Source organism: Arthrobacter sp. zg-Y179, from assembly GCF_020907345.1.
Taxonomy (GTDB): domain Bacteria; phylum Actinomycetota; class Actinomycetes; order Actinomycetales; family Micrococcaceae; genus Arthrobacter_B; species Arthrobacter_B jinronghuae.
On sequence record NZ_JAJJOB010000010.1, the window covers coordinates 75,105 to 101,613 of the forward strand.

The window sequence follows — 26,509 nt, forward strand, 5'->3', positions numbered from 1 at the left end:
CGGCGACACGCCGCCGCACGCGGAGCGTCAGTTTGCCGCCAGCAGCGCTTCCTCCAAAGCAACCCAGGCGAGCATGGCGCACTTGACCCGCGCCGGGTAGCGGGCCACGCCCGCAAAGGCCGCGGCGTCGCCGAGCACTTCCTCATCCGGTTCAATGCTGCCCCGCGAACGCATCAACGTGCGGAATTCGTCCACCAAGTGGAGTACGTCGTCCCGTTCCAGACCGGCCGCAAGTTCGGTCAGCACAGAAGCAGACGCCATTGAGATGGAGCAGCCCTGTCCTTCCCAGCTGATGCCGTCCACGGTGGAACCGTCGACGGCGGCCCGCAGGGTGATCTCATCGCCGCAGGTGGGGTTCAACTGGTGGGACTCCCCCGAAGCAACCCCGTCCGGGGCCGTTGCCAGGCCGTCGCCGCGGCGCCGCTTGGCGTGTTCCAGGATGATCTGCTGGTAGAGCTGCTGCAGGTCCGAACTCATTTACTTCACTCCAAAGAACGGACGGACGCCGGCCACTGCGGCAAGGAACGCGTCAACGTCGTCCGTGGTGTTGTAGAGGTACGTACTGGCACGGGTGGTGGAGACCAGCCCCAGCCGGCGGTGCAGCGGCTGGGCGCAGTGGTGTCCCACGCGCACGGCAATCCCCTGGTCGTCCAGGAACTGGCCGACGTCGTGGGAGTGGACGCCGTCGACGTCGAACGCCGCCAGGCCGATCCGCTCCTCGCCGGCCTTCGGACCCAGCACGCGGATCCCGTCAATCTGCTCCAGGCCCTGTACCAGGCGCTGGCCGAGCGTGGCTTCCCAGGCGTGGATGCGGTCCATCCCTGTCTCGGTGAGGTAGTTCGCTGCCGTGCCCAGGGCCGTTGCCTGCGAGATCCGCTGGGTTCCGGCCTCGAAACGCTGGGGTGCCGGCAGGTAGGCGGCCTTTTCCATCGTCACCGTGGTGATCATGGACCCGCCGGTGAGGAACACCGGCATGGCATCCAGCAGTTCGGCCTTGCCGTAAAGGGCGCCGATGCCGGTGGGCCCGAGCATCTTGTGCCCGGAGAAGACCAGGAAGTCGACGTCGAGCGCCTTCACATCAACCGGCAGGTGCGGCACGGACTGGCATGCGTCCAGCACCACCAGGGCGCCGTGGCGGTGCGCCATGGCCACCAGGGTCTCCACCGGGTTGATGGTGCCGAGCACGTTGGAGGCATGGCTGAACGCCAGGATCCTGGTGCGCGGCCCGATGATGTGCTCGGCCTCCTCGAGCCGGAGCGCGCCGTCGTCGTCCACCGGGATGAACCGCAGAGTTGCTCCGGTGCGGGCCGCGAGCTCCTGCCACGGGATCAGGTTGGCGTGGTGCTCCATTTCGGTGACGACTATTTCGTCTCCGGGCTTCAACGCGAACCGGGCTGCCGCTTCTCCCCCGCGGCCCAGGGAAGCGTTGGAAAACGAGTAGGCCAGGAGGTTCAGGCCTTCGGTGGCGTTGGAGGTCCATACCAGCTCATTGGGGCGGGCGTTGATGAAGGCCGCCACCGTTTCGCGGGCCTGTTCGTAGACGTCGGTGGCCGCGACGGCAAGGGTGTGCGCGCCGCGGTGGACCGCGGAATTGCGCTGCTCGTAGAACTCCTGCTCGGCTTCGATGACGCTCAGCGGGTTCTGGGAGGTGGCGCCGGAGTCAAGGTAGACAAGCCGGTGCCCGTTGACCTCCTGGTCGAGGATCGGAAAGTCGTTGCGGATCCTCTCCACCTCGGCATTGTCCAGGGGACCGCCGACGCGGCGGAGGCTGGCGGGAGTGGAAACAACAGGCACGAAAGAATCTCCTCAGCTAGAGACCGACCAACACCCTGCGGGCATTACGCAAAACAAGTCTGCGCTAATCATTCCACGGTGTGAACACCAGCCGCACCTGAGTCCAGCCTTAGTTCGACGGACCTGCTCCGGGCGCGCGCATCCCCGGTTACTTGTGAGTACGCTCCGGCACCGTCCGAAATGCTCAGAACTACGTGCGTGGATAGCCGTACTTCACCCGTTTTTTTCGATCCGACTCTTGACCTGCACGAAAACCCTTCCCCGACTGCGGCTGCCTCCCTATGGTCACCCCTAGGTCTCACAGATTTCGAGGTACACATGCGTAATCCTCCTCCCCGTACCGCTAGCGGGGGCACTACCCGGGCGTCCCGAATGAGAACCGTCTACGTCCTGGCGGCAACAGTCGTGGTCGGCCTGCTCAGTTTCGGGGCCTGGACTGCCGTTCCACACGCTCCCGGCCAAAGTGCGGATCCCCGCGACGCGTCGGGATCCACTCCCGTTGCTGAAAAACCGCCTGCAACGGGCGGACCTGCGGAAGCAGTCACCGGGACCGACAACGAGGGCCCCGAAACCGACGGCGGTGCCACCCCCGTGCCGGAGGGCACCGAGTCCCCGGCCTTGTGGGAACTGCCGGAACCCGCCCGCGAGGCTTTGCTGGGCTTCATCGAGACGGCGTCCGCCATGCGGGTGGAGCCGAACGAAAACGAACGCGGTACCCCACCCGACTACTCCCGGATCGCGGACGGATCCGCGCTCGGCGAGCTCACGGGACAGTTCGAGGAATTCCAGGACAACGGATGGATCCAATCCGGTCCCGCCGAAGTGTTGTCCGTGCAGGCAGTAGAGGACCTGGAAGCTGAGGGCGGACCGATCCGCAGGCTGTCCATCTGCATCGACTCCAGCGCCATGGAATTGAAGGACCAGGACGGACAAGTGCTGCTGGCGGCAACGGAACCCGGCAGCCGAAAATCCCTCAATTACTACGACCTCCAGGAACGCGACGGCACCTGGAAAGTCGTATCCCACAGTTTTCCAGACGACCCTGCCTGCTGACCCACCTGCCCAAAGGACCAACAATGAAAAACCTGCCCCGCCCCAGGAGATCCGCCGCATTGTGTGCGGCCCTGGCTGCGCTCGCAACCACCGCCACACTGGCTACCGCCCTTCCGGCCAGCACGGCGGAACCGGCCGCGGTCGACGGGGCATCTTCGGCATCGGCGGCTGCCTCCTGCTGGGAGATCAAACAGACCAGCCCGTCCGCGCCGTCGGGTGTGTACTGGCTGCTCACACCAGCCATGGCCGCACCGGAGCAGTTTTACTGCGACCAAACCACCGACGGCGGCGGCTGGGTGCTGATCGGACGCGGCCGCGAGGGATGGAAGGAACTCTACGAAGGCGTCGGCACACCTGCCCAGGTACGCGGGACGGTGACCGGCACGGGCGCCTTCACCCCACGCCAGTTGCCGTCAGACCTGGTGGACGGGCTGCTCAACGGACAGGCGCCCGACGAGCTTGAGGACGGCGTCCGGCTGCGGCGGGCCTTGGATAAGACCGGCAGCGAATGGCAGGAAGTACGCTACCGCACCGATAACCAGCCCCGCTGGTCCTGGGCACTGGGATCCGCCACACCGGTCACCTCCGGCAGCTTCGGGACCACCGCCTTTACCGGCGGCCGGACCGCCAGTTTCGGTACGGATCAAACCTATTCACGCGTGGTGACCTCCGAAGCCGAAGCGCAGGCCTGGACGCAGGGCTTCGCTTACGGCAGCCAGGCCCGCGGCGAGAACTCGGCTTCAACCTATATCTGGTCGAATACCGCCACCGCCGGCAACCCGCGTCCGTTCACCCAGATTTATCTGCGGCCCAAGCTGACGCAGGCGAACGCGGGGTTCACTGCTCTCCCGGCATCGGGTACGCCCGGCAACACCCAGCAGGCCCGCCCGGAGACCGGCGCCGTACCGACGTCGTGGGGAGTTACCGGGCTGGCCAACGGATCCGGTGAGTTGAACTCCGAGGTGCAGGCCTTCGCACAGATCGGCAACACCGTCTACGTGGCGGGGAACTTCCGCTATGTCCAGAAGGACTCCGCCGGCACCGGGCGCGTGGAACAGTCCTACCTCGCCGGTTTCGACGTAAACACGGGCGAATGGATTTCGGGTTTCCGGCCCAACCTCAACGGCCAGGTCAAGGCCCTGGCCGTACTCCCCAACGGAACCCTTGCCATCGGAGGCACCTTCAGCACCCTGAACGGTCAGCCTGCCGGTGCGGTCACCGCAATAGATCCCGTCAGCGGTGCCGCCGCCCCGGGGTGGCGGCTTGGCGTCGAAAACCGGGTCAGCGGCGGCGCGGTGCAGATCCGCAGCCTCGAGGTCAGGGAGGGCTGGCTGTACGTCGGCGGCGCCTTCACACACCTCACCGGCGCCACCGGCAACCCCGTCTACGCACGGTCCGCTGCAAGGGTGGCCGCAGCCACCGGCCAGCCGGACGGCACCTGGAACCCGGCCTTCAACGGGACAGTCGTGGATGTGGACCCCTCAGCAGACGGCCAGCGCCTCTACGCGGCCGGCTATTTCTCCACCTCGAACACGGCCAACACTTACCGTGCCGCCGCCATCGGCACCGGAGCCGGCGCCTCGGTGGTGCCCTGGGACTTCGTCCCCAGCTCGGGTGACCGAGCGGGATACCAGCAGGGTATTGAAGAAGTGGGCAACCGCGTATGGGTCGGCGGTGCGGAGCACTCCCTCTTCAGCTTCGACACCGCTACCCTCACCCGCCAGTCCACGAACATCACGTTGTCCGGCGGAGATTTCCAGGATGTCAGCGCAGCCAACGGCATTGTCTACGGCTCCTGCCACTGCGGGCACTGGAACTACAGCGGGGCGTCCACCTGGCCCAGCGTCGGATCGAATTTCCAGATGGCGGACAAAATCAACCTGATCGGCGCTTGGGACGCCGGCACCGGTGAGTACATTCCGGGATTCAACCCGGTGATGAAGGGACGGGCCGGGTACGGAATCTGGTCCGCATTTGTGGACAGCCGCGGCATCCTGTGGGCGGGCGGAGACCTGGTCTCCTCCGTATCCTCCGCCGGCAGAAACCAGTGGTCGGGCGGCTACGCACGGTTCGCCCCCGCCGATGCCACGGCCCCTTCCACCCCGGACGGGTTCACTGTCAGCAGCGCCGGTGGAAACGACACGCTTCGCTGGTCCGCTGCAGCGGGCTCTCCCGCTCTCTACCATGTGCTGCGCAACGACCGCGTGGTAGCCACCACCACGGCCACCACATTCTCACTGCCCGCCGTCGCCGGGGCCCGTTACTACGTCCGCGCTGCGGACGCCGCCGGCAATTTCTCGGCGACGACGGCGGCGGCCGGGTCGACGGGCGTTGTTCCCCCTGCTCCGCAGGCACTGATTCCAGCCGGCAGCCAGTGGAAGTACCGGTTCAGCGGGGAAGCGCCTCCAACGGGATGGACCGGCACCGCCTTCAATGACGCCGGCTGGAGCACCGGAACTGCTGCGCTCGGCTGGGGCACCACGAATCTGGGCACAACCCTGACGGCCAGCGGCACCAAACCGCTTTCCAGCCACTACCGCAAAACCGTGCAGGTTCCCGACCCGTCGCAATTAGCCTCGGTAACCCTGACCACCAGGGCCGACGACGGCGTGGTGGTCTATGTGAACGGCGTGGAAGTAGCGCGCGCCAATATGCCTGCGGGAACACCCAACCACAACACCTACGCCACTGCAGCCCCCAGTACGGCCGCAGCGGTGGCCGCACCCGTGGTGGTTACCGTGCCCGGAAGCGCTTTTACCGCCGGCACCAACGTGATCAGCGCGGAGGTCCACTCCAACTACCGCTCCACCCCGAGCGCCAGTTTCGATCTCACCGCGTCCATGAACCTGCACCGATGAAATGCGGGGTCGGGAGTTGAACAGGGCACCTGCCGCCGAGCGGGATAGGACCGGCGGGGTATCCTTCCGCGACTGCCTGGCGCAGCTGGACGAGGCGCAGAAGCCGGGAGCAGGCGTCCCTGCCTATACCCGTTGGATCAACCGCAGGCTCGCGCGCTATGCCGCCGCTGCTGCCGTCGCCCTGCGGATTTCTCCCAACATGGTGACGGCGGCGAGCGCAGCAGTGTCCCTGTGCGGGCTCCTGCTGCTGCTCCTGCGGCCGCCCGGGGTCATCACAGGTATGGCTGCCGCCGTGCTGCTCGCGGCAGGCTACGTGCTGGATTCCGCTGACGGCCAAGTGGCACGGGTGACCGGGCGCGGCGGCCCGGCCGGAGAGTGGCTGGACCACGTGGTGGATTCCGTCCGGACCCCGGCCGTCCATCTGGCTGTATTAGGCGGATGGGCGCTCCACACAGATGCCTCCCGCCTGATGCTGGCGCTGCCGGTGCTGTACTGCCTCCTGTCGACCGGGCACTTCATGAGCCAGATCCTGGCGGAGCAATTAGTCCGCCGGCACCGGCAGGCCGGCCGCCCGGAGCCGGCGCCGTCACGGCTGCGTTCCTTCCTGCTGCTTCCCTCCGATGCAGGCGTCCTGTGCTGGGTGTTTGCCTGCTGGGGTAACCAGGGTGGGTTCCTCATCGCCTATGGCTGCCTGTTCCTGCTCAACCTCTTGGCCGGTGCTGCCTCAATGCGCCGCAAGTACCGCTCCTTGGTCTCGTTGTGAAAGGAATCCTGCCGTGAACAACTCCAGCTCTCCGACCGTGAGCGTGGTGATCACTACGGTGGACCGTCGGGTCCTCCTGCGCCATGCCGTACGTGCCGCCCTGGCACAGGACTACACCGGGGAGGTCGAGGTCCTCGTAGTCTTCGATCGAGTGTCCGCGGATCCGCTCGACGATGTTCAAGTCCCGCCGGGCAGGACACTGACCGTAATGACCAACCACCGCTCCCCCGGACTTGCCGGCGCCCGCAATACCGGCATCCTCGCTGCCGGGGGTGTGTATGTGGGCTTCTGCGACGACGACGACGCGTGGGAACGAACCAAGCTAAGCCGCCAGCTTGCCGCCTGGAGCCTGGACACGGCAGCGGTGGCCATCGGCGCCGGCCTTCGGCTGATTTCGGATACCTCCATGGCCGTCCGCACCCCTCCATCCAGGGTCGGATTCCGGGACCTGCTCCGCTCGCGGGTTACCGCCGTCCATTCCTCGTCCCTGCTCTACCGGCGGGCCGATCTCACTGGACGGATCGGGCTCGTTGACGAAACACTGCCCGCCTCCTACGGGGAGGATTATGACCTGCTCCTGCGGGCCACCCGCTTCGGTCACGTCCGCTGCGTGCAGGAACCCCTGGTGCTGGTGCGCTGGGGCGAACACTCGATGTACGCCGGAAAATGGGAGATGCTCGTCGCCGGCCTGACGTATCTGCTGCGGAAGTTTCCCGAGTTCTCCACCAGCGCTGTGGGGACGGCCCGGATTGCCGGGCAGGTAGCCTTTGCGCACGCCGCGTTGGGGCACCGGAGCGAGGCCTGGAGGTGGGCCCGCAGCGCCCTGCGACGCGATCCTGCCCAGGTCCGGGCCTATGCCGCAGTCCTCGTGGCAACGGGTGCCGTCTCCGCGGACACCCTCCTGGCGTTTGTGCAGAAGAGGGGGCGAGGGGTTTGAGCGCCACTGCGCTGACGCGGCGGGACCTGAACTTTTCGTCTCCGGCAGCCGAGCTGGTCCGGCAACCGCTTCCAGCCTGGCCTTTGATGCTGTTGCTGGTTGGCTTCCCCCTTTGGTGGGCCCTGGGGGCAGCAGCCTTTATGCCGTTGATCCTGGCGGGAGTCATGGCTGTACTGATGCTGGCCCGCGGAGGCACGCTGCTGGTCCCGGGGATCCTGCCGTGGGCCGCTTTCCTGGTCTGGGTAGCGGCAGCCGGCATCAACCTGCTCTCCGGAGCTTCACTGCTGGCCTACGGACAGCGCAGCGGGATCCTGTTGGCAGTGGGAATTTTCCTGCTGTACGTCATCAATGCCCGGGATAGCCTGCCGGTGCGCAAGGTGGTTTACGCTCTGCTGGCGATGTGGCTGGCGATTGTGCTTCTCGGGATCACCGCCATCTACTTCCCCGACTACCGCCTCACCACTCCCGTGGGGCTGATTCTTCCGGATGCCCTGCTCGAAAACCCCCTGGTGCGGAACCTGGTTCTGCCTCCCCTTGCCGAGGTCCAACACCCCGGAGGCGCCCCGGAAGCCTTCAACCGCCCCGCAGCACCGTTTCCCTACGCCAACAGCTGGGGCGTTATGTTTGCGGTCCTGACCCCGGTAGCCTGCGCCGCCGTCGCCCTGGTCCGATCGCCGCTCGCCAAGGCCCTGCTGGTGCTGGGCATGGCGGTGTCCTTCTGGCCGGCGCTGGCAACCAGCAACCGGGGAATGCTCGTGGGCCTGGGCGCCGCCGTGGTCTACGTGGTCATCCGTCTGGCCTTCCGGGGACGGATTGCAGCGGCAGCCCTGGGCCTTGCCGGGGTGCTGCTGGCCGGCGGAACGATCGTGGCAACTGGCTCTCTGCAGGAGATCCTCGACCGCCAGCTGTACAGCGACAGCACCTCGGGTCGCCTGAGCCTGTACCGGCAGACATGGCAGGCAACCTTGGAACGGCCGCTGCTTGGCTACGGCACCCCGCAGTTGGAAGAGACCATCGGGGTTTCCCTGGGTACGCAGGGGTATCTCTGGATGCTGATGTTCTCCTACGGTCTGGTGGGATTGGGCCTGTTCCTGTATTTTCTGGCCGGCGCCGTACTGCGCACCTGGCATACTCCGTCCACCGTCGGACTGTGGCTGCACAGCGTTCCAGTGGCAGCGCTCGTGATGGTCCCCTTTTACGGATTTGACGTTATGCAGCTGACTGCAGTGTTCGTGGTCCTGGCACTGCTCCTGCGCGGCCGCTACGGAGCGGAGTGAGTGCCGCCGGGCAGCCGGGCGGAGGTCCGGCCCGGCCCCCGGGCGGCACACTGGCCCGCACGGGGACGGTTTCGCTGCTCCTGGTTCTCTCGGGATCCGCTCTGGCCTTCGGCACTACGCTCCTGGTGAGCAATAGGCTGGGCGCCGAAGGGGCAGGCGTCTTTTTCCAAATCAGTGCTTCCTTCGCAATCCTCACCACCCTGTGTACGTTTGGTGCAGATACCGGGCTGGTGCGGTTCCTCTCCGCCGGCCGGGCGATGGGCCGGGAGCATGAGGCTGCTTCCCTGTTGTCCACGGCGCTGGTACCGGTTGCGGTTGCCGCTACCTCAGTAGCTGTTGCCCTGTGGGTGGCGGCTCCTGCCGTAGCGGACCTCTGGGGTGCCGATGTGGAAGCAGGCATCCGTTCCGCTGCCCCGTTCATCATTATCGGAAGCCTGATGACGGTCTTGTTCGGCGCGCTGCGCGGCAGCGGAGAAATCATCCGGTTTGCAGCGCTCCAGAATCTGGCCCTGCCGTTGCTTCGGCTGGCAGGGCTCTGTGCGGCCATCGGGATAGGTGCCGGCATCGGCGCCCTTTCCGCCGCTTGGTCCGTCCCGGTACTAATCGTCTGTCTTGCGGCGGCCCTGCTTCTGCGGCGCACGCTCAGGATCCACCGTACTGCCCCAGAACCACAACAGCCACGGACCGGTTCCGGCGCCCCGTCCCGGCGCACGTTCTGGTCTTTTTCCGGTGCACGTGGAGCGAGCTCCGGAGTGGAGATCCTGCTCGAATGGGTGGATGTATTGGCCGTGGCGGTTTTCCTCGGTCCAGCAGCTGCCGGCGTCTACGGGGTGGTCAACCGGTGCATCAGGCTGGGAAGCATGCTGGACCATACCGCACGGATTGTTTCCGGCCCCTCACTCAGCGCGGCCCTCGCGGTGGGAGACGTGGCTTCGGCTGCCCGGCTCTTCAATTCCGTCACCCGGTTGCTGATCCTGGGGGCCTGGCCGCTGTACCTTGTCTACCTTCTTTTCGGTGCTCCGGTGCTGCGCATCTTCGGCGAGGGGTTCGATGTAGCTTCCGGCGCGTTCACCGTTATTGCCGCCACCATGCTCCTGGTGGTTTCCGCGGGCGGAGTCCAGAGCGTGCTGCTGATGTCCGGACGCAGCCGTTGGCAGCTCCTGAATAAAATCGCGGCCCTTGCCGTGGCTCTCATTCTGAACCTGTTCCTGGTTCCCGCCCTGGGCCTGTACGGAGCTGTGATTGCCTGGTCCTCTGCGGCCCTGGTGGACACAGGCCTGGCCGCTTTCCAGGTCCGGGTCTTCCTGGGTATCGGACTGCGGCTCAACGTAGTGGCGCTCCCGGCGGCTTTGGCGTTTTCCGTTTTCGGTCTCGGTGGCTGGTTGCTGCGCTGGGCAACGGGTCCAACCTTCCACGGACTGCTGCTTCTCCTCGTGTGCGGCGGCACCCTTTACGCGGTGTTGCTGGCCGCCCTGCGGCGTCCTTTGGGCCTGGCTGCGCTAGCGGCGAAGCCACACCTGCCGCAACCGTCGGAGGGTATGCCGCTGGGGCGGCGTTGAAACGAGGTCGGTGACAGCCCGGCCCAGTACCCCGGCTGCTTCCGCCCCGCCAGGGGGCCGCGGCACTGTTCGTGCCTGTCCCGGGCTCCGCAGCACCGCCTCCCCCAGCAGGATCAACTCTTCCAACCGGGTGGCCATCACTGCCTCCCCCCGTTCCTGCATGGCCTTGGTGAAGGCGAGCTGGTGCGCGTCGACCACCTCATCAAGCTGCGGTAGCCGAGGGACAGCTACCGGAATATGGCCCGCTTCCCTGGCATCAAGAATCGAACCGGGACCGCCCTGCACCACCACCAGGTCAGCGTCCCGGTAGAGGTCCAGAAGTTCGGAACGGGGCATGCGGTCTATGCCCTTCGCCAGCTGCGGGGCGATGCTGGAACCGTGCTGCACCAGACAGGACGGCGGTTCCGCGAACAGACCGAGCCAATGGTCGATCCAATGCACCAGCCGGTCAAACCGGTGATAGTCAGTACCGAGGGACACAATAATCCGATATTCCGGGGAATTCACAGCAGGGGCCCTATATTGACTGCATCCGGATAAAATTCTCTCTGCTCTTCCCACTGAATACAAAAAACGTCAGACAGCGGATAACAGATCCGCCCGCTCAGTGTCGGTAATGTGATCCGATCAAAGCATTCGATATATACGGTGCGAATTCCCAGAATTTTTCCCATGATAAAGAACGGAACGCTGACGCCGGCGCCCGCGGAGACGAGGATATCGGGCCGAAAGTTCCTGAGGGTGGGCCAGGAAAGAAACAGGTTTCGCAACGCATTCGGAACGCTCCGGGTGGTGGGAAAGTGCGCCCAGACCACGCTCTCGCCGGACAACGTGTTTTCCACTTCGCTTTGGCGAACGGAAACCCATCGCCGCTCCTGCTTTCCCCACCATGGACGCAGGGGCAGTAGTTGGGCCAGATGCCCGCCGCCGGAACTAACTAATAGGATCCTCATACCGTTCCTCCCCCGTAGATTCCGGCGCTGCCGGCCCTAGACCTGGACCCGGTTGCCCGTTGCTTCGCGGCCTGGATTATCGGCCGGACCGGCAGGCCTGTCCGCGCCGGTGCGATGTGCTCCGACGGCTCCCCCGCCATCGCGCACATCAGCGGGCAGGGAATCGGAATGACGCTTACCGCGCTCCCCGGACGTGCTCCTTCGGCTACTCCTGGCGCCCGCCAGCGCCAACGTGCAGCCCACGAGCAGGCCGAGCGCCACCCCGGCCGTCGTGTAAACCATGACCCCCGGGGAAGCCGGGGCAGTTGGAACGGCGGCGGAGGAAATAACGCGGCCTGGAATTTCACCGACAAGGCTGAGCTCGGTCAACTGCTCGTGCAGCGCGGACAGCTCATCCCTTTCCGCTTCCGACAGGGAATCGGCGGACGTCAACTCCGCGACCTGCTGATTCAGCAGTTCGATCTGCCCTGCGGCGATTTCACCGGCGCCAGCCCTTCGGAAATCGAGGTAGGCCTGGGCCAGTGCATTGGCCCGGTCAGCAGCCGTTCGCGCGTCTGCATCCCGCACACTCACCTTCAAGACCTGCGAACCCGTGGGCGCTGCGACGGAAGTCTGTTCCATCAGCTCATCCACAGTCACATCGTCCAGGCTCTCAGCTGCAGTTTGGGCAACTTCCCTCGAGGCCATCACTTCGCGCTCGGTGGCCATGTTCACCTGCTGCGGCGCCGAGGAGGCGAACGGTGAGGTAGTGAGCGGTGCAACGGTCAGCGATGCGCCGGCTGAGTAGGTCACGGGCACGGCTACTCCGAGGACAAGCCCTGCCGCCCCAAAGAGCAGCGCCATTGTCACTATCAGAAGCCATCGGCGCATGATTACCCCCACAATAACTCTCAATTCAATGACTGAGACGAATGAATTTTTACCCATGCTGTTTTCCCCCAGCGAAGCAGTGGCGCGTTGATACAATTCATCCTAGAGTTGGCAGGGAGGCGCCGCACGAGTAAAAATAACCGTTCTGGAAATGCGATGCTCATCTTTATACCCGGGCGCCGCGGTTCGCCCCCCAAATTTACCCGAGTAGTACCGCAATAGATACAAATAGGCACCGCGGGGGACGATGTGGATTTAAGGGCCGAAATAACAAAATTGACCCCGCCGCCGATCAGGGCGGCGACGATGCTGCTGGTACCCGGTTTGTTCCTGATTGCGTTCCTGCTTGTTGCGCTGCCTTCTGGCGGGGACGCCGGACGGGAAAGCCGCACCAGCGATTTAGTCCTTGATCGTGCGCTTGGCGCGGACGAGGCTTACCTGCCCGAGTGGGGCATTCCCGTCCACCGGGACGAGTTCGACTCGGGCCTGGAGCGGTGGACGGTTCGAGACCGGTCCACGCACGGCTCCCTCAGCTATGACCGTGCCCTGATCGCCAGTAGCCAGGTGGCCGTCCGAAACGGGATGCTCACCATCACCGGTCAGCGCCTTGAGGCGCCGATCCCAGGCAACGAAGACCGTCCGTTTGTCACGGGATATGTGGACAGCGCCGGTATTTTTTCGCAGGAGTTCGGTCGGTGGGAAATCCGTGCAAGGCTGCCGCTGCCTCCGGGCTCGTCCCAAGGCATCTGGCCCGCCTTCTGGCTCCGTCCCGACAACAGCGCCACCGAAGGAGAAATCGACATCATGGAGGCGTACGGGACCGCGGCATCCTCCCCGTATAGTTTCTCAACCCGCAGCCGGACGCAGGCGTCACTGCATTTCGACCAGTCCGGACAGAACAAGACCAGCGGGTGGACGCCGGCAATCCCGGGGCTGGACACCGAGTTCCATGTCTGGGCCTTCGAATGGACGCCCACGGGCATGGCGTGGTACATCGACGGACTGCTCTATAAGAAGGTCCTGCGGGAAGATTATCCGGCCTACGACGTTGCGTTTGGAACGGGAGCGAAGTTCCACATGCGCTTGAACCTTCAGTACGGCTCGAAGTATTGGGGCTATCCGGATCCGGTTGATCCCTCGGTCACCGTGGATCGCGCTCCCTTCGAAATCGACTACGTCAGGGTCTGGGAACTCCCCCGCTGACCGGTGGACAGTACTTCAAGTGCCCGCCGCAGCACCGTGCTCGAGGTGTGGACCGTATAGGGGAAATACACCACTTCCACGCCGACGGCGGCGAAGCTGCGCTCAATGGCCCTGCCCTTTGCGGTGTCCTTCCAGTCGTCTCCCTTGAAGAAGACATTGAATCCCACTTCCTGCCAGATCCGCAGGCGGTCCGGCGACGTCTCGCTGACAACCCTGTCCACCAGGTCGATGTGCCGCAGTATCTCCATGCGTTCGTTCAGGGGAACCACGGGGAGCCGGCCTTTGGTGGCCAGGCAGAGTTCGTCCGAGACGGCACCCGCGACGAGGACGTCGCAATGCGTGCGGGCCTGACGAAGGATGTTGAGGTGGCCTACGTGGAACAGGTCAAACGCGCCGGCGGCATAGCCTATTCGAATGCCCATGGTTTCTCCTTCGTAGGACGTGGGTTAGTAGGATCCAAGCGGCTTGAACATCTGGACCACGGTGCGCCAGAGGATGATCAGGTCCCCTGTCAGGGACCAGTTCTCGACGTAATAGAGGTCCAGGCGCACGCTGTCCTGCCAGCTAAGGTCAGAGCGGCCGTTGGTCTGCCACATGCCCGTGATGCCGGGCTTGATATAGAGGCGGCGGTGCACCCGGCTGGGGTAGCCGTCCACTTCGCGCTGCAGGGGTGGCCGAGGGCCCACCAGTGACATGTCCCCGATGAGGACATTCCAGAACTGCGGCAGCTCGTCCAGGGAGTAACGACGCATCCAGGCACCCACTTTCGTGACCCTGGGGTCTGCACGGATCTTGAACATCAGCCCGGCGCCTTCATTGCGGTCCAAGAGGCCGGCCAGATCATCCTCGGCCGTTTCCACCATGGAACGGAACTTCAGCATCAGGAATTTGCGTCCTCCGCGTCCCACCCGTTCCTGCCGGAACAGGGCCGGGCCGGGACTGTCGCGTGTGACCAGCATGCCGAGCAGCACCATAAACGGGAGCAGAAGAACGAGTGCAACACCCGAGACGGCAATATCGAAAATCCGTTTGACGGCGTGCCGCGCCCCGGAGTACTGCGGCAGTTCCACATGCATCAGGGGCAGGCCCTCGACGGGGCGGGAATGGATCCGAGGGCCGGCGACATTGGTCAGGCCCGTTGTCAGGATCAGTTCGGTTGCCGATTCTTCCAACTCCCACCCCAGTTCCTGGACGTATTGGCTGCCGCCCTTGGTAGGCCCCGCAACAATGACGGCATCGGCACCCACGCGGCGGACGGCGTCGACCACTGACCGCTCGTCCGAAACCACCGGCAGCGATTCACCGTCCACGTCGAAGAAACTGCGCGGCTTCCCGGTCAGCGCCACTCCCACAACCTGGTACGCGGACTTCCGGGCAATCTGGTGAACCACGTATCGCACGTCCCGTGCCCGTCCCAGAACCACCACCTTCGAGAGATAATCCCCCTGCCGCCGCTGGGCCCAGAGCCATCTCCGCAGCAACCAGCGGCTACTGATCAACCCGGCGGCGCCCGCAGGCAGGACGAAGCCGAAGTAACCCCGGGCGATGTCCACATCGAAGACCACGGCCGTGAACGCCAGGCTTCCCGCCAGGGTGACTGTCGCATTGACGACGCGCTTGTATTCGTCAGTGCCGATGCCGGTGATCCTCGCATCCCGGCTGCGGTAGATATGCAGCGCCAACATCCAGGCCGCGCTGATAAAAAGGGAGACCCACAGGTACGTGAACGGCCCCACCCGCGCACCGGCTGGTTCGGGGCCGAACCGCCAGAGGTATCCGGCCAGTACGGCAACGGACACCACGACGGCATCAGAGGCCGCGAGGATACGGCGGTACCGCCGTCTCCACGCAGCTGCTGTGGGTTGCCCGGCCCTGCCAAAGATCCCCTTGGTGGTGAAGCTCGGAAAGGTGTAGCCCGGAGCCTGCCGGACCTCAGCCGCTGGTTCTTGTACCGCCGTCATCATTCGTCCCCCGTGAACCACCCGAAAAAGACCTGTTTGATACTGGATCGGGCCAAGCCTAGGAGCTGGGAAATCAGTTGGCACGAGTACCGGATACCCGGCCATGGGCCACAAACTTGTGCCACGTGCAGCCAACTACCCAATTTGGGAGATGAAACTCTTGGGCCGCGGCGTTCCGCATAACCGACGGGAATTCCGGCCCCCGTATTGCCCGCTGCCCGGACAGCAGCCGCTAGAGCAGGGAACTGCTGCGGGGGCCTGGTTCCAGGGCACGGTAGGCAGATTCCAGATCCGCCCGCCGGCTGATCCCCAGCTTGACGTAAATCCGGTATACATGCCCCTCCACGGTCCGTTGGGACAGCGTGAAGTGGCCTGCAATGTCCTTGGTGGTGGCCCCGGACAGCAGCAGGGCCACAATCTCGTGTTCCCGCCGGGTGAGGCGGACGAGATGCAGCGAGGGACTCAGGTACGAGACGGTCACTCCCGCCAGTTCCTCCCTTCGCCGCCGCAGCTGCTGGATAAGCGCGCGCTGACGGCGCAGGTTTCCGTGGTTACCGTAGAAGCGGATGGCATGGCCGATGCTCTCCACAGCCACCAGGTACTTTTGTGCTCCGATCGCGTCCTCGGCGGCGGCAACCATACGGTCGGGGTTGCCGGAGGCAACCGCCGCAGCGTAGGTGTGCAGGGCCTGGGCTTCTGCGCCCTCGAAGTCCGCCGTCAGCTCGGCCAGCCGTCCCACCTGGGTCAGGTCCCCCACGGCAAGGCACAGTTCCAGGATGTCCTTTTCGCTGCTGCGCAGCCCGGCCGCCCGTGCCTCGGCGGCAAGCACCGCCAGCCTGCCGGAAGTGGGCCCCTCGGTGGACTGGGAGGCTTCAGCAGCCGCCGCATAAGCCTGGGCGGTAAGCCACAAATGCCGCGGACCCGGGTAGCCTGCGGCGGACACCTGAGTGCCGAACCCGGCGGCAGGAGTTCCGTCTCCGACGACCGTCGAAGCGTAGCCGGCCAGGCCGAGGGCGTAGGGAAGCATCAGCTCGGGATCGTTGTCGCGGAGCGCTTCCACGGCCGGACGCAGCCGCTGCAGTCCCTCCTGCAACCGCCCCCGGTGGATTTCGAGGGCAGCCTCGAAAACGCCCATTGTTCCTCCCAGCACGGTCAGCAGGTGCTGGGGTCCGGTGTGCATCTTGGCAATCAGCTGTTCCAGTTGGGCAAACCGGCCGCCGTGGAGCAGGGCGAAGGCATGGCGCACAAAAACGAACCCGGAATAGCTCCGGAACCGGCCGGCGCTGCCCGCGAGGATGTTCGCGGCGGCCTGCGCCTGCTGCAGTGCCGGTCCCACCTCGCCGCACGCTCCCAGCACTTCCGCATAAAGTCCATGGATGATCAGGGCCCGCTCGACGTCGTCGGCAGACTGCGGTTCTGCCTCGTCGCCTGCGATGGCGGCCAGCCGCGTGCGGGCTTCGGCGTAGTCCCCCTTGAACACCAGTGCGGCGGCCGCAAGCATTCCCGCCCCCGCGGTAACACCGGGCGGCGTGCCGGCGGAAGCCATCTCCCTTACGGCAGCCCCTGTTGCCACGTCGGTCCAGCGTTGCGCCAGGGCAATCATTTCCTCGGCGTCCGCGTTGCTCTGGCGGAGCATCAGCGCACTTGTGAAGGCAGCCCGCTGCAGGCTCCGCTGATCCCAGGTGCCGATCTCCCCCGGGCCCGTCTTGAGTGCTTCGAGATGGGTCCGAGCCCGTGCGTAGCTGCCCTGTTTGGCACAGGAAACTGCGAGCTCCACTTCTGCGGCCCTCCGGAAGGCCGGCAGGTGAACGGCGGCAGCGAAACGCTGGCCGCGTACTGCGTCCCCCATTCCGTTTGCCGCACGTGCCGCCGCCAGCAGCTCCTCGGGGGAAAGCCGTTCGCCGCAGTCGAGAGCCCACTCCGCATATCTAAGCGGGGTATCCAAGAAAGCCGGTTGCACCGTGTCCAGCAGCGATCCGGGCTCGTAGCGCCCCAGGATCCGAGCGCGGATCTCGGCACTGCGGGCAGCCGGAACCAGGCTCCGGATGATCTGCTCGTGCAGCGGCTGCACCAGATGCACGGATTCATCCCGGTCCGGCAGGATTTCCAGGATCCCGTCGATCAAGAGCGAGCGGACGGCATCGTCGTCGGACACCGCCGACAGAACGGACCGCGGCAGCCGTTCGGCGAGCGCGACCGTCTCCAGGACATTTCGTTCTGCGGGATTGCGCGAAGCCAGCATGCCCTTGACCAGATCCACCAGGGAGGTGTCGAGGCTGTCAGGCTCTTTCCCCAGATACCAGGCGCCGTTCATTTCCAGGAGCCGCTGCTGCCGCTGGGCCCGGGTCAACAGTTCCTTCACATACAGCGGGTTGCCGCCGGACATCCGGCTCAACAGTGTGCTGGAGGCTTGGAGCACCGGTCCTCCGAGGACGCTGACGCAGAACTCGTGGACGGCGTGCCGGGACAGCGGTCCCAGGTCTATCCGGGCCAGCAGGCCGTCCCGTGCCAGTGAGAGCAGCTCATGGATCCTCGGTGCACGGGCACGGGAAATGACCATCAGACGCAGTTCTCCGGACATGGCCAGCTGGGTAAGCAGGTGCGCGCTGGCTTCGTCTATGTGCTGGGCGTTGTCCACCACCAGCAGGGTCTGCATCCCGCTGGTTTCCGCCAGCCGCTGGAAGTGCGCCCGCACCGTCCGCAGGACCGCAAGCGGGGACTCCATTTCTGCAGCCGTGGCGGATCCCAGGTAAGTGGACAGGATGCCGTACTGCATCCGGGACAGCACCGGGGACCCGCAGACATAATACGGAACCATGATGGAGCTCAGGCGCTCAGCCGCCAGCTCGGCGAGGGAGGACTTGCCGATCCCCTCGGCTCCCAGCAGGACCACGCCGCGCAGTCCCGGGTCCAAGAGCCGGCTGGTCACCTCTGCAAGTTCGCGTTCGCGGCCGAACAGTTGGCGGCCCTGTCCCCAGTGCGTCATTTCTTCGCCCCTGACTGCTCGGCAATAGTTCGGGCCAGTTCCCGCCGGCTTCCCACATGGAGTTTGGAGTACACCTGATAAAGATGTCCTTCGACCGTCCGGACGGAGATACCCAGTTCCTCTGCGATCTTTTTGTTGCTGGTGCCCGCCACGGCCTTCCGGGCAATGGAGCGTTCCCTGGCGGTAAGTGCGCCAAGGAACTCGTCGGCGGCTTCGGCCGGAGAATCGGGAGCTGCCACACGGCGGCTGCGGTGGATAAAGCGGACGGTGGCGCGGTCCCCGGCCCCCGAGGCGATGCTCAAGGCATGTTCCGAGATTTCCCGGGCCAGCAGCACATGCCCGATTCCGGCGGCTGTCTCCGACGCCCGGAGCAGTACTTGGGAGTCCCCGTTGCCCAGCCCCTTGGCATACAGCTCGCACAAGGACGCGAAGTCCCCTTCCTGGTGGGCCGCAACGGAGAGGACGTCATCCAGGCTTTCCTCGTCGCCCAGCCGCATGGCGGTCAGCCGGGCCAACAGTTCATAGGCGTAGGCCCCCCGCCTGTGGTCCTGCGCCGCGAGTGACGCAAAGCGGGAACTGCCGGTCTCCGATCCCAGTGCTGCCTCGGTCAGGGCCGCGAAGTGCCGGGTACCGCGGCGAGCCGTCCAGGGGCCGCCGTCGGCCGCCGAACGCTGCACCTGCAGGTATCGGCGCGCCTCCTCACTCCGCCCCTCCACCGCGTGGCAGTACGCTGCCGCGGCAGCAGCGAGCGGAAGGAACGCCGCGGGTCCGCTAACCGTCAGCTGGTTGACCCCGGGGGTCAGTGCGGCGAGCGCCGGTTCCGGCCTGCCGGCGAAGGCATGCAGCAATCCTTCAGCCAATTCCGCGTACGTGCCCTCCATGCCCTCGGCAGCGGACCGCTCAAGCAACCGCTCGCAGGCGGGCAGTGCCCCGGTGAGCGCGTAGGTGTGCAGCAGCCTGCTGACCACGCGGGCACGGGTACCGGCAGTGAGCTCAGCTCCCTGAAGGAGCCGCTCCACCTTTCCCGCCAGCTCGACGGCGTCATCCTGGCGGTTGGTCATGCTCCACGCCTCGGCCTGCCAGGCGGCCCGCAGTATCCTGAAGCCTGCATCGGGGATGTCCAGGTCAGCCAGGTAGGTGGCATTGGCCAGGAACCGGCCATGGGCGGAGTGGCATTCTGCGCGGGCCAAAGCAAGTTCCCGGACCAGATCGGCGGTATCTCCCCCGGTCCCGTCACGGAGGTCTGCGATTTCCCGTTCCGCCTGCTCAAAGAGATCCGTATGCCGCATCCTGGCCGGCTCCGCGGGGACTTCCGCGGAGCGGGGATCACGCAGTCCGGTCGCCTCGATGCACATCACCTTGCCCTCGGCGAGCAGCAGCCGGATCCGGTCCTGCCCGGACGGCACCGATTCGCTGCCGCGGAAACGCGCCAGCACTCCCATTGCGGCTCCGTATTCGCCCTGGGCTGTGCGTGCACGTGCGAGTTCGACGACGGTCCCTGCGTTTTCCTCGCCGTCGATGACCCCGGAAAGCAACCGGACGGCGGTCTCCGGCTGCCCCGAGGCGGTGGCAAGACGTGCGGCCCGGAGCACCAGTTCCAAGGCCGGCTCTTCGCCGATGGCACTCAGCCAGCTGGCCAGGACGAGCGGATCCAGGACCAGTCCGGTGTTCAGCGCCGGCGCAAGTTCCTCGAAGAGCTGCCGCTGCCGCGCCGGGGTAAGGCCGGCCCGCACGGACCGTGCCACTACGGGACTGGAGATCAGCACATCAACAACTGGACGGGCAGCGAGGGTCACGATTCCCTTTTCCTGCAGCGCGTCCAGATCCGCGTTGTCCAACCGGGAAAGGACCACAGGCAGCGGGAGCGACTGTGCCATCGACAGCAGCTGGAGCAGTTTAATCTGGGCGGGCGGCAGGTCGGCGAGGTTGCCCATGACTGCTGAAGCGACCCGCCCTCCGCGGATTTCATCGCCCGGGGCAAGGATCCAGCTTCCGTTATGCAGCTTCAGCCGGCCGGCATCCTGGAAGTCTGTCCGCGCCAGCGCCAGCAGATGCGGGTTGCCTCCGGCGTGGTCGTGGATGGCGGCTGCTGCTGCCCTCGAGACCGTCCCGCCCAGGAGCGCACCGAGGTAGGCAGCTGTTTCGGGGACGCTCAACGGCTCAAGATCCACCCGCGCCAGGATGCCGTCCCGCCACAGTCCGGCAAATTCCGCCGGGGCGGAACTGAAATCCCGGAACGCCACGAGCATACCGGCGCTGCGGTTAAGCACCATCTGGGTCAGCACCATGGCTGAAAACTCGTCCAGCTCCTCTGCGTTGTCCACGGACAGGAGCACGGGCCGTCCTCCGGAACGTTCCGACACCAGCTGTGTGAGCCCGCGCAGGATCATCACCGGATGGTTGGAAAACTCCGGGTCCAGGTCCGAGAGCAGGAACGTCAATGCACCAAACGGCGTCCGCCCCGCAAACTCCGAGCCGCGCACCTGCACAATGTACGTGTCTTCCTGCAGGTTCCGGAGCACGTGCTGCATCACGGCGGTCTTGCCGATACCGGCCTCCCCCACAAGCAGGCAGCCGGTTCCCTGTGCACCCCCGGACAGGCTCCGCAGTATTTCTTCCAGCACCTGTTCCCGGCCGACGACGACGGGCTGGGCCTGCTGCCGGGCTTCTGTGCCCGCTGCGGCATCCGGCGTGTCTGCGGCGGTTAGAAGGGGGAAGGTTGGTTGATCATCATGAAGCTGCACTTTGAGACCCGTTTTCTGTCGGCTAACGTTCTTCGGTTCAGGTACAAGCGGTTCTGGAACAGGTTCGGCAAGGGAGCTGCCGCCCCCAGGCGCCGTCGGCGTGCAGGTTCCGCGGGACTGGAGGCTCTGCTGCCTTGCACCAGAGTAGAAAGGGAGCGTCTGCGCTACACGAGTAGCGCTCCCTAGTAACACCACCTGGGCTACTTGGTAATGAAGTGCCGGTACGGCCCGTGTCTACGTGGTTTCTCCGTACCAACCACCTGCAACGCCGCCAACAACGCCGCCGCCGAGGGAAATGCGCCGCATCAGCTACGCGGGCGCTCCGACTCGAGGCACTCCCTCAGTTCTGTGCGCCCCGAAACGCGTAGTTTCTGAAAGATGCGGCCGAGGTGCCAGTCCACTGTCCTTGGTGAGAGGTGCAGGCCACCCGCCAGTTGTGAACTGCTCTTCCCTGCTGCAGCCCCGAGTGCCAGCTCCCGCTCAAAGTCCGACAATTCCGGTAACCGGTCGGCCACCGAGTTTGCCGCCCGCAGCAAGCGGTAACTGGCATTCTCGATTCGCCGCGCAGCACGCAGCCGCGCGCGGTCGGACTGCTCGCGTGCCAGGCGGACTGCCCCGCCGGCTGCCCCGTAGGCCGTCAGGTACTGACCCAAGCTGTGCGCCGTTTCCGCTGCCCTGAGCAGGCTGGCGGGTCGGCGCGCCGTGAGCCCCTCGGCCAGCTCCAGGTACATCTGCGCGGAATCCCCGCTGCAGCCGGCCGCTGCCTCCCGCAGTTCCTCCGCTGCCCCCTGCCTGCCGTGCAGAGCCGCAGCGGCCAACACAAGCATGGACATAGAAAGGTCCTGTGGGGCGCCGCTGGCGGCGGCTTCAGTAAACCCCGCGTTGTCCTCGGGGACCGTTACCCCGTGAACGGCGCACAACCCGGAAAAGCTACGGGTGAGGGCGGTTTCCCAGTCGGAGGTCCGTGCGCCGGTGTCCGTGGAAGAAGCATTGGCACCGCCCCTACGCTGCCGGGTACCGCGGCCGGCCGCCGAAAGGTAGCTGCGGGCAGCATCGCCGTCGTCAAGCAGGACGCATGCATAAGCCGCAGCCGTTCCGGCCAGGGGAACCAGGTCCCCTGTTCCTTCTTCCTCGAACTGGGCAAGCGCCCGCTGCAGGGAGTCCAAGGCACGGTCAGCGCGGCCGCCCAGGACCTGCACAATGCCCTCGCACAGATCGTTGCCGCCTCGAAGTTCCATTCCCTCGACTGCCTCATCTGTTTGGGCCAGGACATCGGCGGCATGGCGCAGCTCGCCGCAGCGCAGGAACACACAGAACAACTCCGACAGGAGGTCCCGCCGCTGGCCGCCGGTTATTCCACACCTGTCTGCCAGCTCCAGCCCGGCCCGTGCCGCTGCGCCGGCTTCCGTCCACCGGCCGTAGCGGGACAAGTCGCCTGCTTCCTGCACTGCTGCCCGTGCAGCAGCTATGTCCGCGGCATGCGGGGGGTTCCCGGTGTATTCGGCATGCTGCCGGCTCCGGACCGCGTCAAGCCGGGCCCGGATGTCTGCGGCGCGGCCCGGCGGGACCAGTGCTGCCGCGGTCTCGGCGAGCAGCGGATCCTTGAACCGGAGGGTACCGGCCGATCCGGAGGAGACCAGCAGATCCTGTTCAAGCCGTTCCACAGCCGGTGGATCGGCAATCTGCAGAAGCAAAAGAACGGGCAGGGCACCGCAGACCGCGAGCACGTCTGCAGCGAACCGTTCCGCGGTGGACAGCCCGCCGGTCTCCGCCTCCACCCGCTCGGTCAGGGCGCCGGAATATGACACCGACCCCGTCCATACCCATGTTCCCCGCCGGCGGACCACTGTCCCGGCGTCCATTTGTTCCTGTAGGAACACTGCAGAAAGCAGCGGGTTGCCCCGGCTCCGCGCCTGTACCTGGACCACCAACCGGTTGGAAACCGTTGCCCCGGCCAGTCCTTCCAGCAACACCCGGGTTCCGCCGGGATGCAACGGCTCCAGGCCTTCCCTGTGCACTGACCCTTCGGACCACCATCGGACGAACTCGCCGGTGCAGGCGGAGAGGTCCCGGACAGTTGCCAGCACCAGGGCACTGCCTGTCCTGCACAGTTGGAGAAGAACCGCGACGGTTGCCTCGTCCATGTCTTCCACGTTTTCGATTGCCAGTACAAGACGCCGTCCGGCTGCCTTGTCTTTCAAGACCCGCCGGAGGAACTGGAGCACGTAAACCGGATCGGACAGCGTCTCAGGCGGCAGCTCACTGAGCAGCCAGAACAGCCCTGCGAAAGGCCTTCCGGCCCATGAAGCCGCGCCGCGCAGCTGCAGCACCGAATAGCTGTCGCCGAGGCCGGCCAGGATCCCGGCCATCGCGGTGGTCTTACCTGTTCCCGCTGCCCCCGTCACCACCACGCTCCGGTCTTCGGACAGTGCTTCGAGGGCTCCTGCCACCGCGTTTTCCACCTGCGCCAGCAGGGGTTGGTGGGTGCCGGTTTTCCTTCCGGGGTCCGGGCTGCCGCTGAGAGTCCGGCTGCGTCCGGCAACTTCCATCGAACGGCTCCTTCACCGGCGTCGTGCAAACCTGGCGTCACGCCCGTAGTGCGGGGGTCTTGCTGCGGGCGCATGGAATGCACCCGGGAAGGAGCCGACGGCGGCTGGGGGGACGCCCCGGTCTCAGAGGGCATCGACGCCGCCGGCTCCGTATGTGGGACCCGAGGTACCGGTGCGGCAGAAGCGGATGGAAACCCGCTGCCGTAACCGTGTTGACCTTGAGTAACATGCACAAGGCTACGAACCCCGGAATGGCAGCGCCCGAGTAAAACCTACTGGTGTTCCCGGCGGAAATTACTCGGCCGGAGCAGGCCGGTTCCAGCCTCCGGCGGGGCGGTCAAGCAGGGGAAACCGTTCCCTCAGTTCTTCCCGCCGGCTGATCCCCAGTTTCTCGTACGTCCGGTAGATATGTCCTTCGACAGTACGGACGGAGAGGTTCAGCGTTCTGGCGATTTCCGCGTTGCGCTTCCCGTCGGCGACCAGGGCAGCAACGTCTCGCTCCCGCCGGGTCAACTCCGGAAGCATGCCGCGGTTCCCGCCGCCGTGCCGTCCCGTCAGCCGATGGATCCGGTTCAACAAGGCACGGTCGTTGTTCCTGCGTGCCAGCCGCTGGGCTTCGAGCAGGCATTGCCGGGCCAGCTGCAGGTCGAGTTCCGGCTCCGGGTCCGAGCCCAGTGCCACCAACGCCGCACTGTCCTGGTCAACGAAGGCCCTGGTCACCCGGTTCAGCACGAGGGCCTGCGGTCCTTCGAAACCCTCTGTCACCTTCAGCAGGCGGCCGGCCTCGGAAAAGTCCCCCAGCCGCAGGGACAGAGTGCGCAGGGTGAATTCCACCGCCGTGAAGGAGCGCTCCTGCGCCGCAGCGGCCGTGTCGCGCAGCTTTTGAAGGTAAGAACCATCGGAATCCAGTGCGAACCGTCCCCCGGCGAGGATGCCCTCAGCCAGAAGCCGGTATTGTTCCGGTCCGCGCGGCGGAGTCCTTCCAGCGGAGGCAAGCAGCCGCCCGGCAGCTTCCCGCTGACCAAGGCTCGCGGCGGCAAAGGCAGCCAATGCCAGGGACAGCGGAAGAATCCCTTCGGGATCATTGCGGGTTGCTGCTTCCACTGCAGCGGAAAAGTCCTTCACGGCCTCGTGCAGGTTGCTGGAACGCAGGTGGCTCAGGCCCATCGCAAAATCCGCCACTCCGCCGGAATGCAACAGCGCGCGTTGAACAGGCGAATCCGCGGAGGCAACGGACCGCTGCAGCTGTTCCCATTCCCCTAGCCAGAGCAGCGCGGTGAGATGCCGGTGGAGGACAAACGGGGCGAGAAGCGGTGCACCGGCAGTGGTTTCAGGTAATAGGTCCATGGCGGCCGTGCTGTGTTCAAGCGCGGTTTGTGCCCTCCCTGTCGCAATTTGGACCTCAGCCGTCATCGCTTCGGCAAACAGGATTGCTTCGGTGTCGGCGCTTTCACGTGCTTTGCGGAGTACCTCAGCCAGTTCCAGTTCCGCATGGGCGTATTCACCCGCCCAAACCCGGGACAGGAGACGGAGCATCTCTGCCCCGCAGCGGGCCGGCTCAACCGCTTCCGCCGGCTGGCTCCCGGACAAGCGGTCTATTGCCCGTTTCCACTGCCTGGCCAAGGGAACCTCCCAGCCGGTCCCGGCTGTGGACTGCTGCGCCAGCTGGACGTGCACCATCATCGCCTGCTTCACGGTGCGCAGGTCTGCTGCCTGCTCGAGTGTGCCCTCCAACGTTGCCGTTGCCTGGTCTGCTTCGCCGAGCAGCAGCAATGCGCGCGCCTCCTGGATGCGTGCCGGTATGCGCAGCGCCCCTCTTCCTGCAGCAGCGGCAGCCCTCAGTGCCAGCCGGGGATCGGATCGGTTGTTTGCCGTTTCCGCGGCATACAGCAGCTCCTGCTCCGGAACCGGCGCCCCGAGCGCCAAGGACCACGAGACAAGGTGGAGCTGCCCTTCCTCCCCCATGTCCACGCCTGCCAGCACGGCCTGCAGCTGTTTATGCAGCCGCGCACTGCGGGCAGCCGGAACCATCCCCCGGACAACTTCTCCATAGATCGGGTGCAGCGGACGCACAACCTGTCCGGCGTCGGACGTGCCCGAAACCGTCGCCAGGAGGAGATTCGCCAGACGGTCCACCGAGGCATGCAGTCCCAGCCGGAAGGCAAGCCGCAGCGGCAGCGGTTCAGCAAGCGAAATGATCTCCAGCGCCGTGCGGTCCGCCGGGTCCAGACCCCGGACCTGGGCTTTGACGAGGTCTCCCACGCGTCCTCCGACGGGCGTCTCGCTGTCTGTAGTTCCCCAGATGCCCTGCCGCTGGACCAGGAAGCCGGTGCGCACCGCCTCGTCGAGCAAAGCAAGCAGGTACATGGGATTTCCACCGGTGAGGCGGGCCAGCTCAACCGCGGCAGTGGTGCTGACCTGGCCCTGGAGCTCCTGCTGGCACAGCTGAAGGACCTCCCGTTCGTCCAGCGGCAGCAGCTGGTGGCGGGTTACCTGCCCGTCCCACATTTGCGGCAGCACCCGTGAAATGTCCTGGAAGGTCCTGGTCAGGACGAGCAGCCTGATGTGGCGGGCGTCAAGGAGCTGGACGAGTAGATCGAGGCTGGGGTCGTCAATGTCGTGCGCATCGTCGACAACCACCAACGGTGCGCTGCCCGGCCGGCCTGCGTGCGCTCCGCCCTCCGGTGCCCGGGGAATGATGCGAGCCATCAAGGCACGCATCACTGCAAGGGCAGACCCCGTCTGTCCCGGCGCGAGGTCCGGCAGTAGCGCAGCCAGTGCACCGTACGGCACGGTCTTCAGGGCGGGACTGGAGTACACCCAGTAGACGGGCATCTCGGCGTGCATTTCCTGGGCGGCTGCCGTTGCTATGGCAGTCTTGCCCAGTCCGGCTTCCGCAGCCACGGCGGCACCGTGTCCAGCGGGGCGGCGCAGGCTCTCGAGCACGGAGGCAAGGACGATATCCCTGCCCGTCAGCAACCGTGCGTTCAACCCGTGCATCC

The 26,509-nt window shown here is 65.7% G+C and carries 18 protein-coding genes; 7 read left to right on the plus strand and 11 right to left on the minus strand.

Annotation, left to right across the window (positions count from 1 at the left end; all coding sequences use genetic code 11):
* Positions 1-27: 27 nt before the first annotated feature.
* Positions 28-477 (minus strand): Fe-S cluster assembly sulfur transfer protein SufU, encoded by a 450-nt coding sequence (gene sufU / locus LOC56_RS11615; protein WP_229952427.1) that lies wholly within the window; start codon positions 475-477, stop codon positions 28-30.
* On the minus strand, positions 478-1,794 hold the full coding sequence (locus LOC56_RS11620; RefSeq protein ID WP_331460937.1) for a cysteine desulfurase: 1,317 nt from the start codon (positions 1,792-1,794) through the stop codon (positions 478-480). It abuts the gene before it with no gap.
* A gap of 372 nt (positions 1,795-2,166) precedes the next feature.
* Here LOC56_RS11620 and LOC56_RS11625 point away from each other — a divergent pair, with 372 nt between their 5' ends.
* The 6 genes from LOC56_RS11625 to LOC56_RS11650 are packed head-to-tail and all read left to right on the plus strand — an operon-like array spanning position 2,167 to position 10,241.
* The gene (locus LOC56_RS11625) at positions 2,167-2,847 is read left to right on the plus strand and encodes a hypothetical protein (protein WP_229952428.1); all 681 of its coding nucleotides are present in this window, start codon (positions 2,167-2,169) and stop codon (positions 2,845-2,847) included.
* Between the two features lie 23 nt (positions 2,848-2,870).
* Complete coding sequence (locus LOC56_RS11630; protein ID WP_229952429.1) at positions 2,871-5,705, plus strand: fibrinogen-like YCDxxxxGGGW domain-containing protein; 2,835 nt, start codon at positions 2,871-2,873, stop codon at positions 5,703-5,705.
* Positions 5,706-5,721: 16 nt separating this feature from the next.
* Positions 5,722-6,468, plus strand: a complete 747-nt coding sequence (locus LOC56_RS11635; RefSeq protein ID WP_229952430.1) for a CDP-alcohol phosphatidyltransferase family protein — start codon at positions 5,722-5,724, stop codon at positions 6,466-6,468.
* Between the two features lie 13 nt (positions 6,469-6,481).
* Entirely contained in the window at positions 6,482-7,405 is a 924-nt protein-coding gene (locus LOC56_RS11640) for a glycosyltransferase family 2 protein (RefSeq protein ID WP_229952431.1), read from the plus strand.
* Positions 7,402-8,682 (plus strand): O-antigen ligase family protein, encoded by a 1,281-nt coding sequence (locus LOC56_RS11645; protein ID WP_229952432.1) that lies wholly within the window; start codon positions 7,402-7,404, stop codon positions 8,680-8,682. The genes LOC56_RS11640 and LOC56_RS11645 overlap by 4 nt, the downstream gene beginning before the upstream one ends.
* Complete coding sequence (locus tag LOC56_RS11650; protein WP_229952433.1) at positions 8,679-10,241, plus strand: oligosaccharide flippase family protein; 1,563 nt, start codon at positions 8,679-8,681, stop codon at positions 10,239-10,241. Before LOC56_RS11645 ends, LOC56_RS11650 begins: the two co-directional genes overlap by 4 nt.
* Here LOC56_RS11650 and LOC56_RS11655 read toward each other — a convergent pair.
* From LOC56_RS11655 to LOC56_RS11665, 3 genes are read right to left on the minus strand one after another with little or no spacing between them, the layout of a single operon-like run.
* Entirely contained in the window at positions 10,182-10,748 is a 567-nt protein-coding gene (locus tag LOC56_RS11655) for a glycosyltransferase (RefSeq protein ID WP_229952434.1), read from the minus strand. The two genes, LOC56_RS11650 and LOC56_RS11655, sit on opposite strands and share 60 nt — an antisense overlap.
* Positions 10,745-11,194 (minus strand): PssD/Cps14F family polysaccharide biosynthesis glycosyltransferase, encoded by a 450-nt coding sequence (pssD, locus tag LOC56_RS11660; protein ID WP_229952435.1) that lies wholly within the window; start codon positions 11,192-11,194, stop codon positions 10,745-10,747. Before pssD ends, LOC56_RS11655 begins: the two co-directional genes overlap by 4 nt.
* Before the next feature lie 36 nt (positions 11,195-11,230).
* Positions 11,231-12,121, minus strand: a complete 891-nt coding sequence (locus LOC56_RS11665; RefSeq protein ID WP_229952436.1) for a YveK family protein — start codon at positions 12,119-12,121, stop codon at positions 11,231-11,233.
* A 249-nt stretch (positions 12,122-12,370) separates the two neighbouring features.
* Here LOC56_RS11665 and LOC56_RS11670 point away from each other — a divergent pair, with 249 nt between their 5' ends.
* Positions 12,371-13,267, plus strand: a complete 897-nt coding sequence (locus LOC56_RS11670; RefSeq protein WP_229952437.1) for a glycoside hydrolase family 16 protein — start codon at positions 12,371-12,373, stop codon at positions 13,265-13,267.
* Here the strand turns inward: LOC56_RS11670 and LOC56_RS11675 are convergent.
* From LOC56_RS11675 to LOC56_RS11700, 6 genes are all read right to left on the minus strand, one after another.
* Complete coding sequence (locus LOC56_RS11675) at positions 13,237-13,689, minus strand: adenylyltransferase/cytidyltransferase family protein (protein ID WP_229952438.1); 453 nt, start codon at positions 13,687-13,689, stop codon at positions 13,237-13,239. The genes LOC56_RS11670 and LOC56_RS11675 overlap by 31 nt on opposite strands.
* 24 nt (positions 13,690-13,713) lie before the next feature.
* Positions 13,714-15,228 (minus strand): sugar transferase, encoded by a 1,515-nt coding sequence (locus LOC56_RS11680; RefSeq protein WP_229952439.1) that lies wholly within the window; start codon positions 15,226-15,228, stop codon positions 13,714-13,716.
* A gap of 232 nt (positions 15,229-15,460) precedes the next feature.
* A complete protein-coding gene (locus tag LOC56_RS11685) occupies positions 15,461-18,214 on the minus strand; it encodes a helix-turn-helix transcriptional regulator (protein WP_229952440.1) in 2,754 nt (917 codons plus the stop codon).
* Positions 18,211-20,958 (minus strand): helix-turn-helix transcriptional regulator, encoded by a 2,748-nt coding sequence (locus LOC56_RS16295; protein ID WP_229952441.1) that lies wholly within the window; start codon positions 20,956-20,958, stop codon positions 18,211-18,213. Before LOC56_RS16295 ends, LOC56_RS11685 begins: the two co-directional genes overlap by 4 nt.
* A 305-nt stretch (positions 20,959-21,263) precedes the next feature.
* Positions 21,264-23,507, minus strand: coding sequence for a helix-turn-helix transcriptional regulator (locus LOC56_RS11695; protein ID WP_229952442.1), 2,244 nt, complete (start codon positions 23,505-23,507; stop codon positions 21,264-21,266).
* 294 nt (positions 23,508-23,801) lie between these two features.
* Positions 23,802-26,498 carry a helix-turn-helix transcriptional regulator gene (locus tag LOC56_RS11700; protein WP_229952443.1) on the minus strand — a complete coding sequence of 899 codons (2,697 nt, stop codon included), beginning with the start codon at positions 26,496-26,498 and terminating at the stop codon, positions 23,802-23,804.
* Positions 26,499-26,509 lie beyond the last annotated feature (11 nt).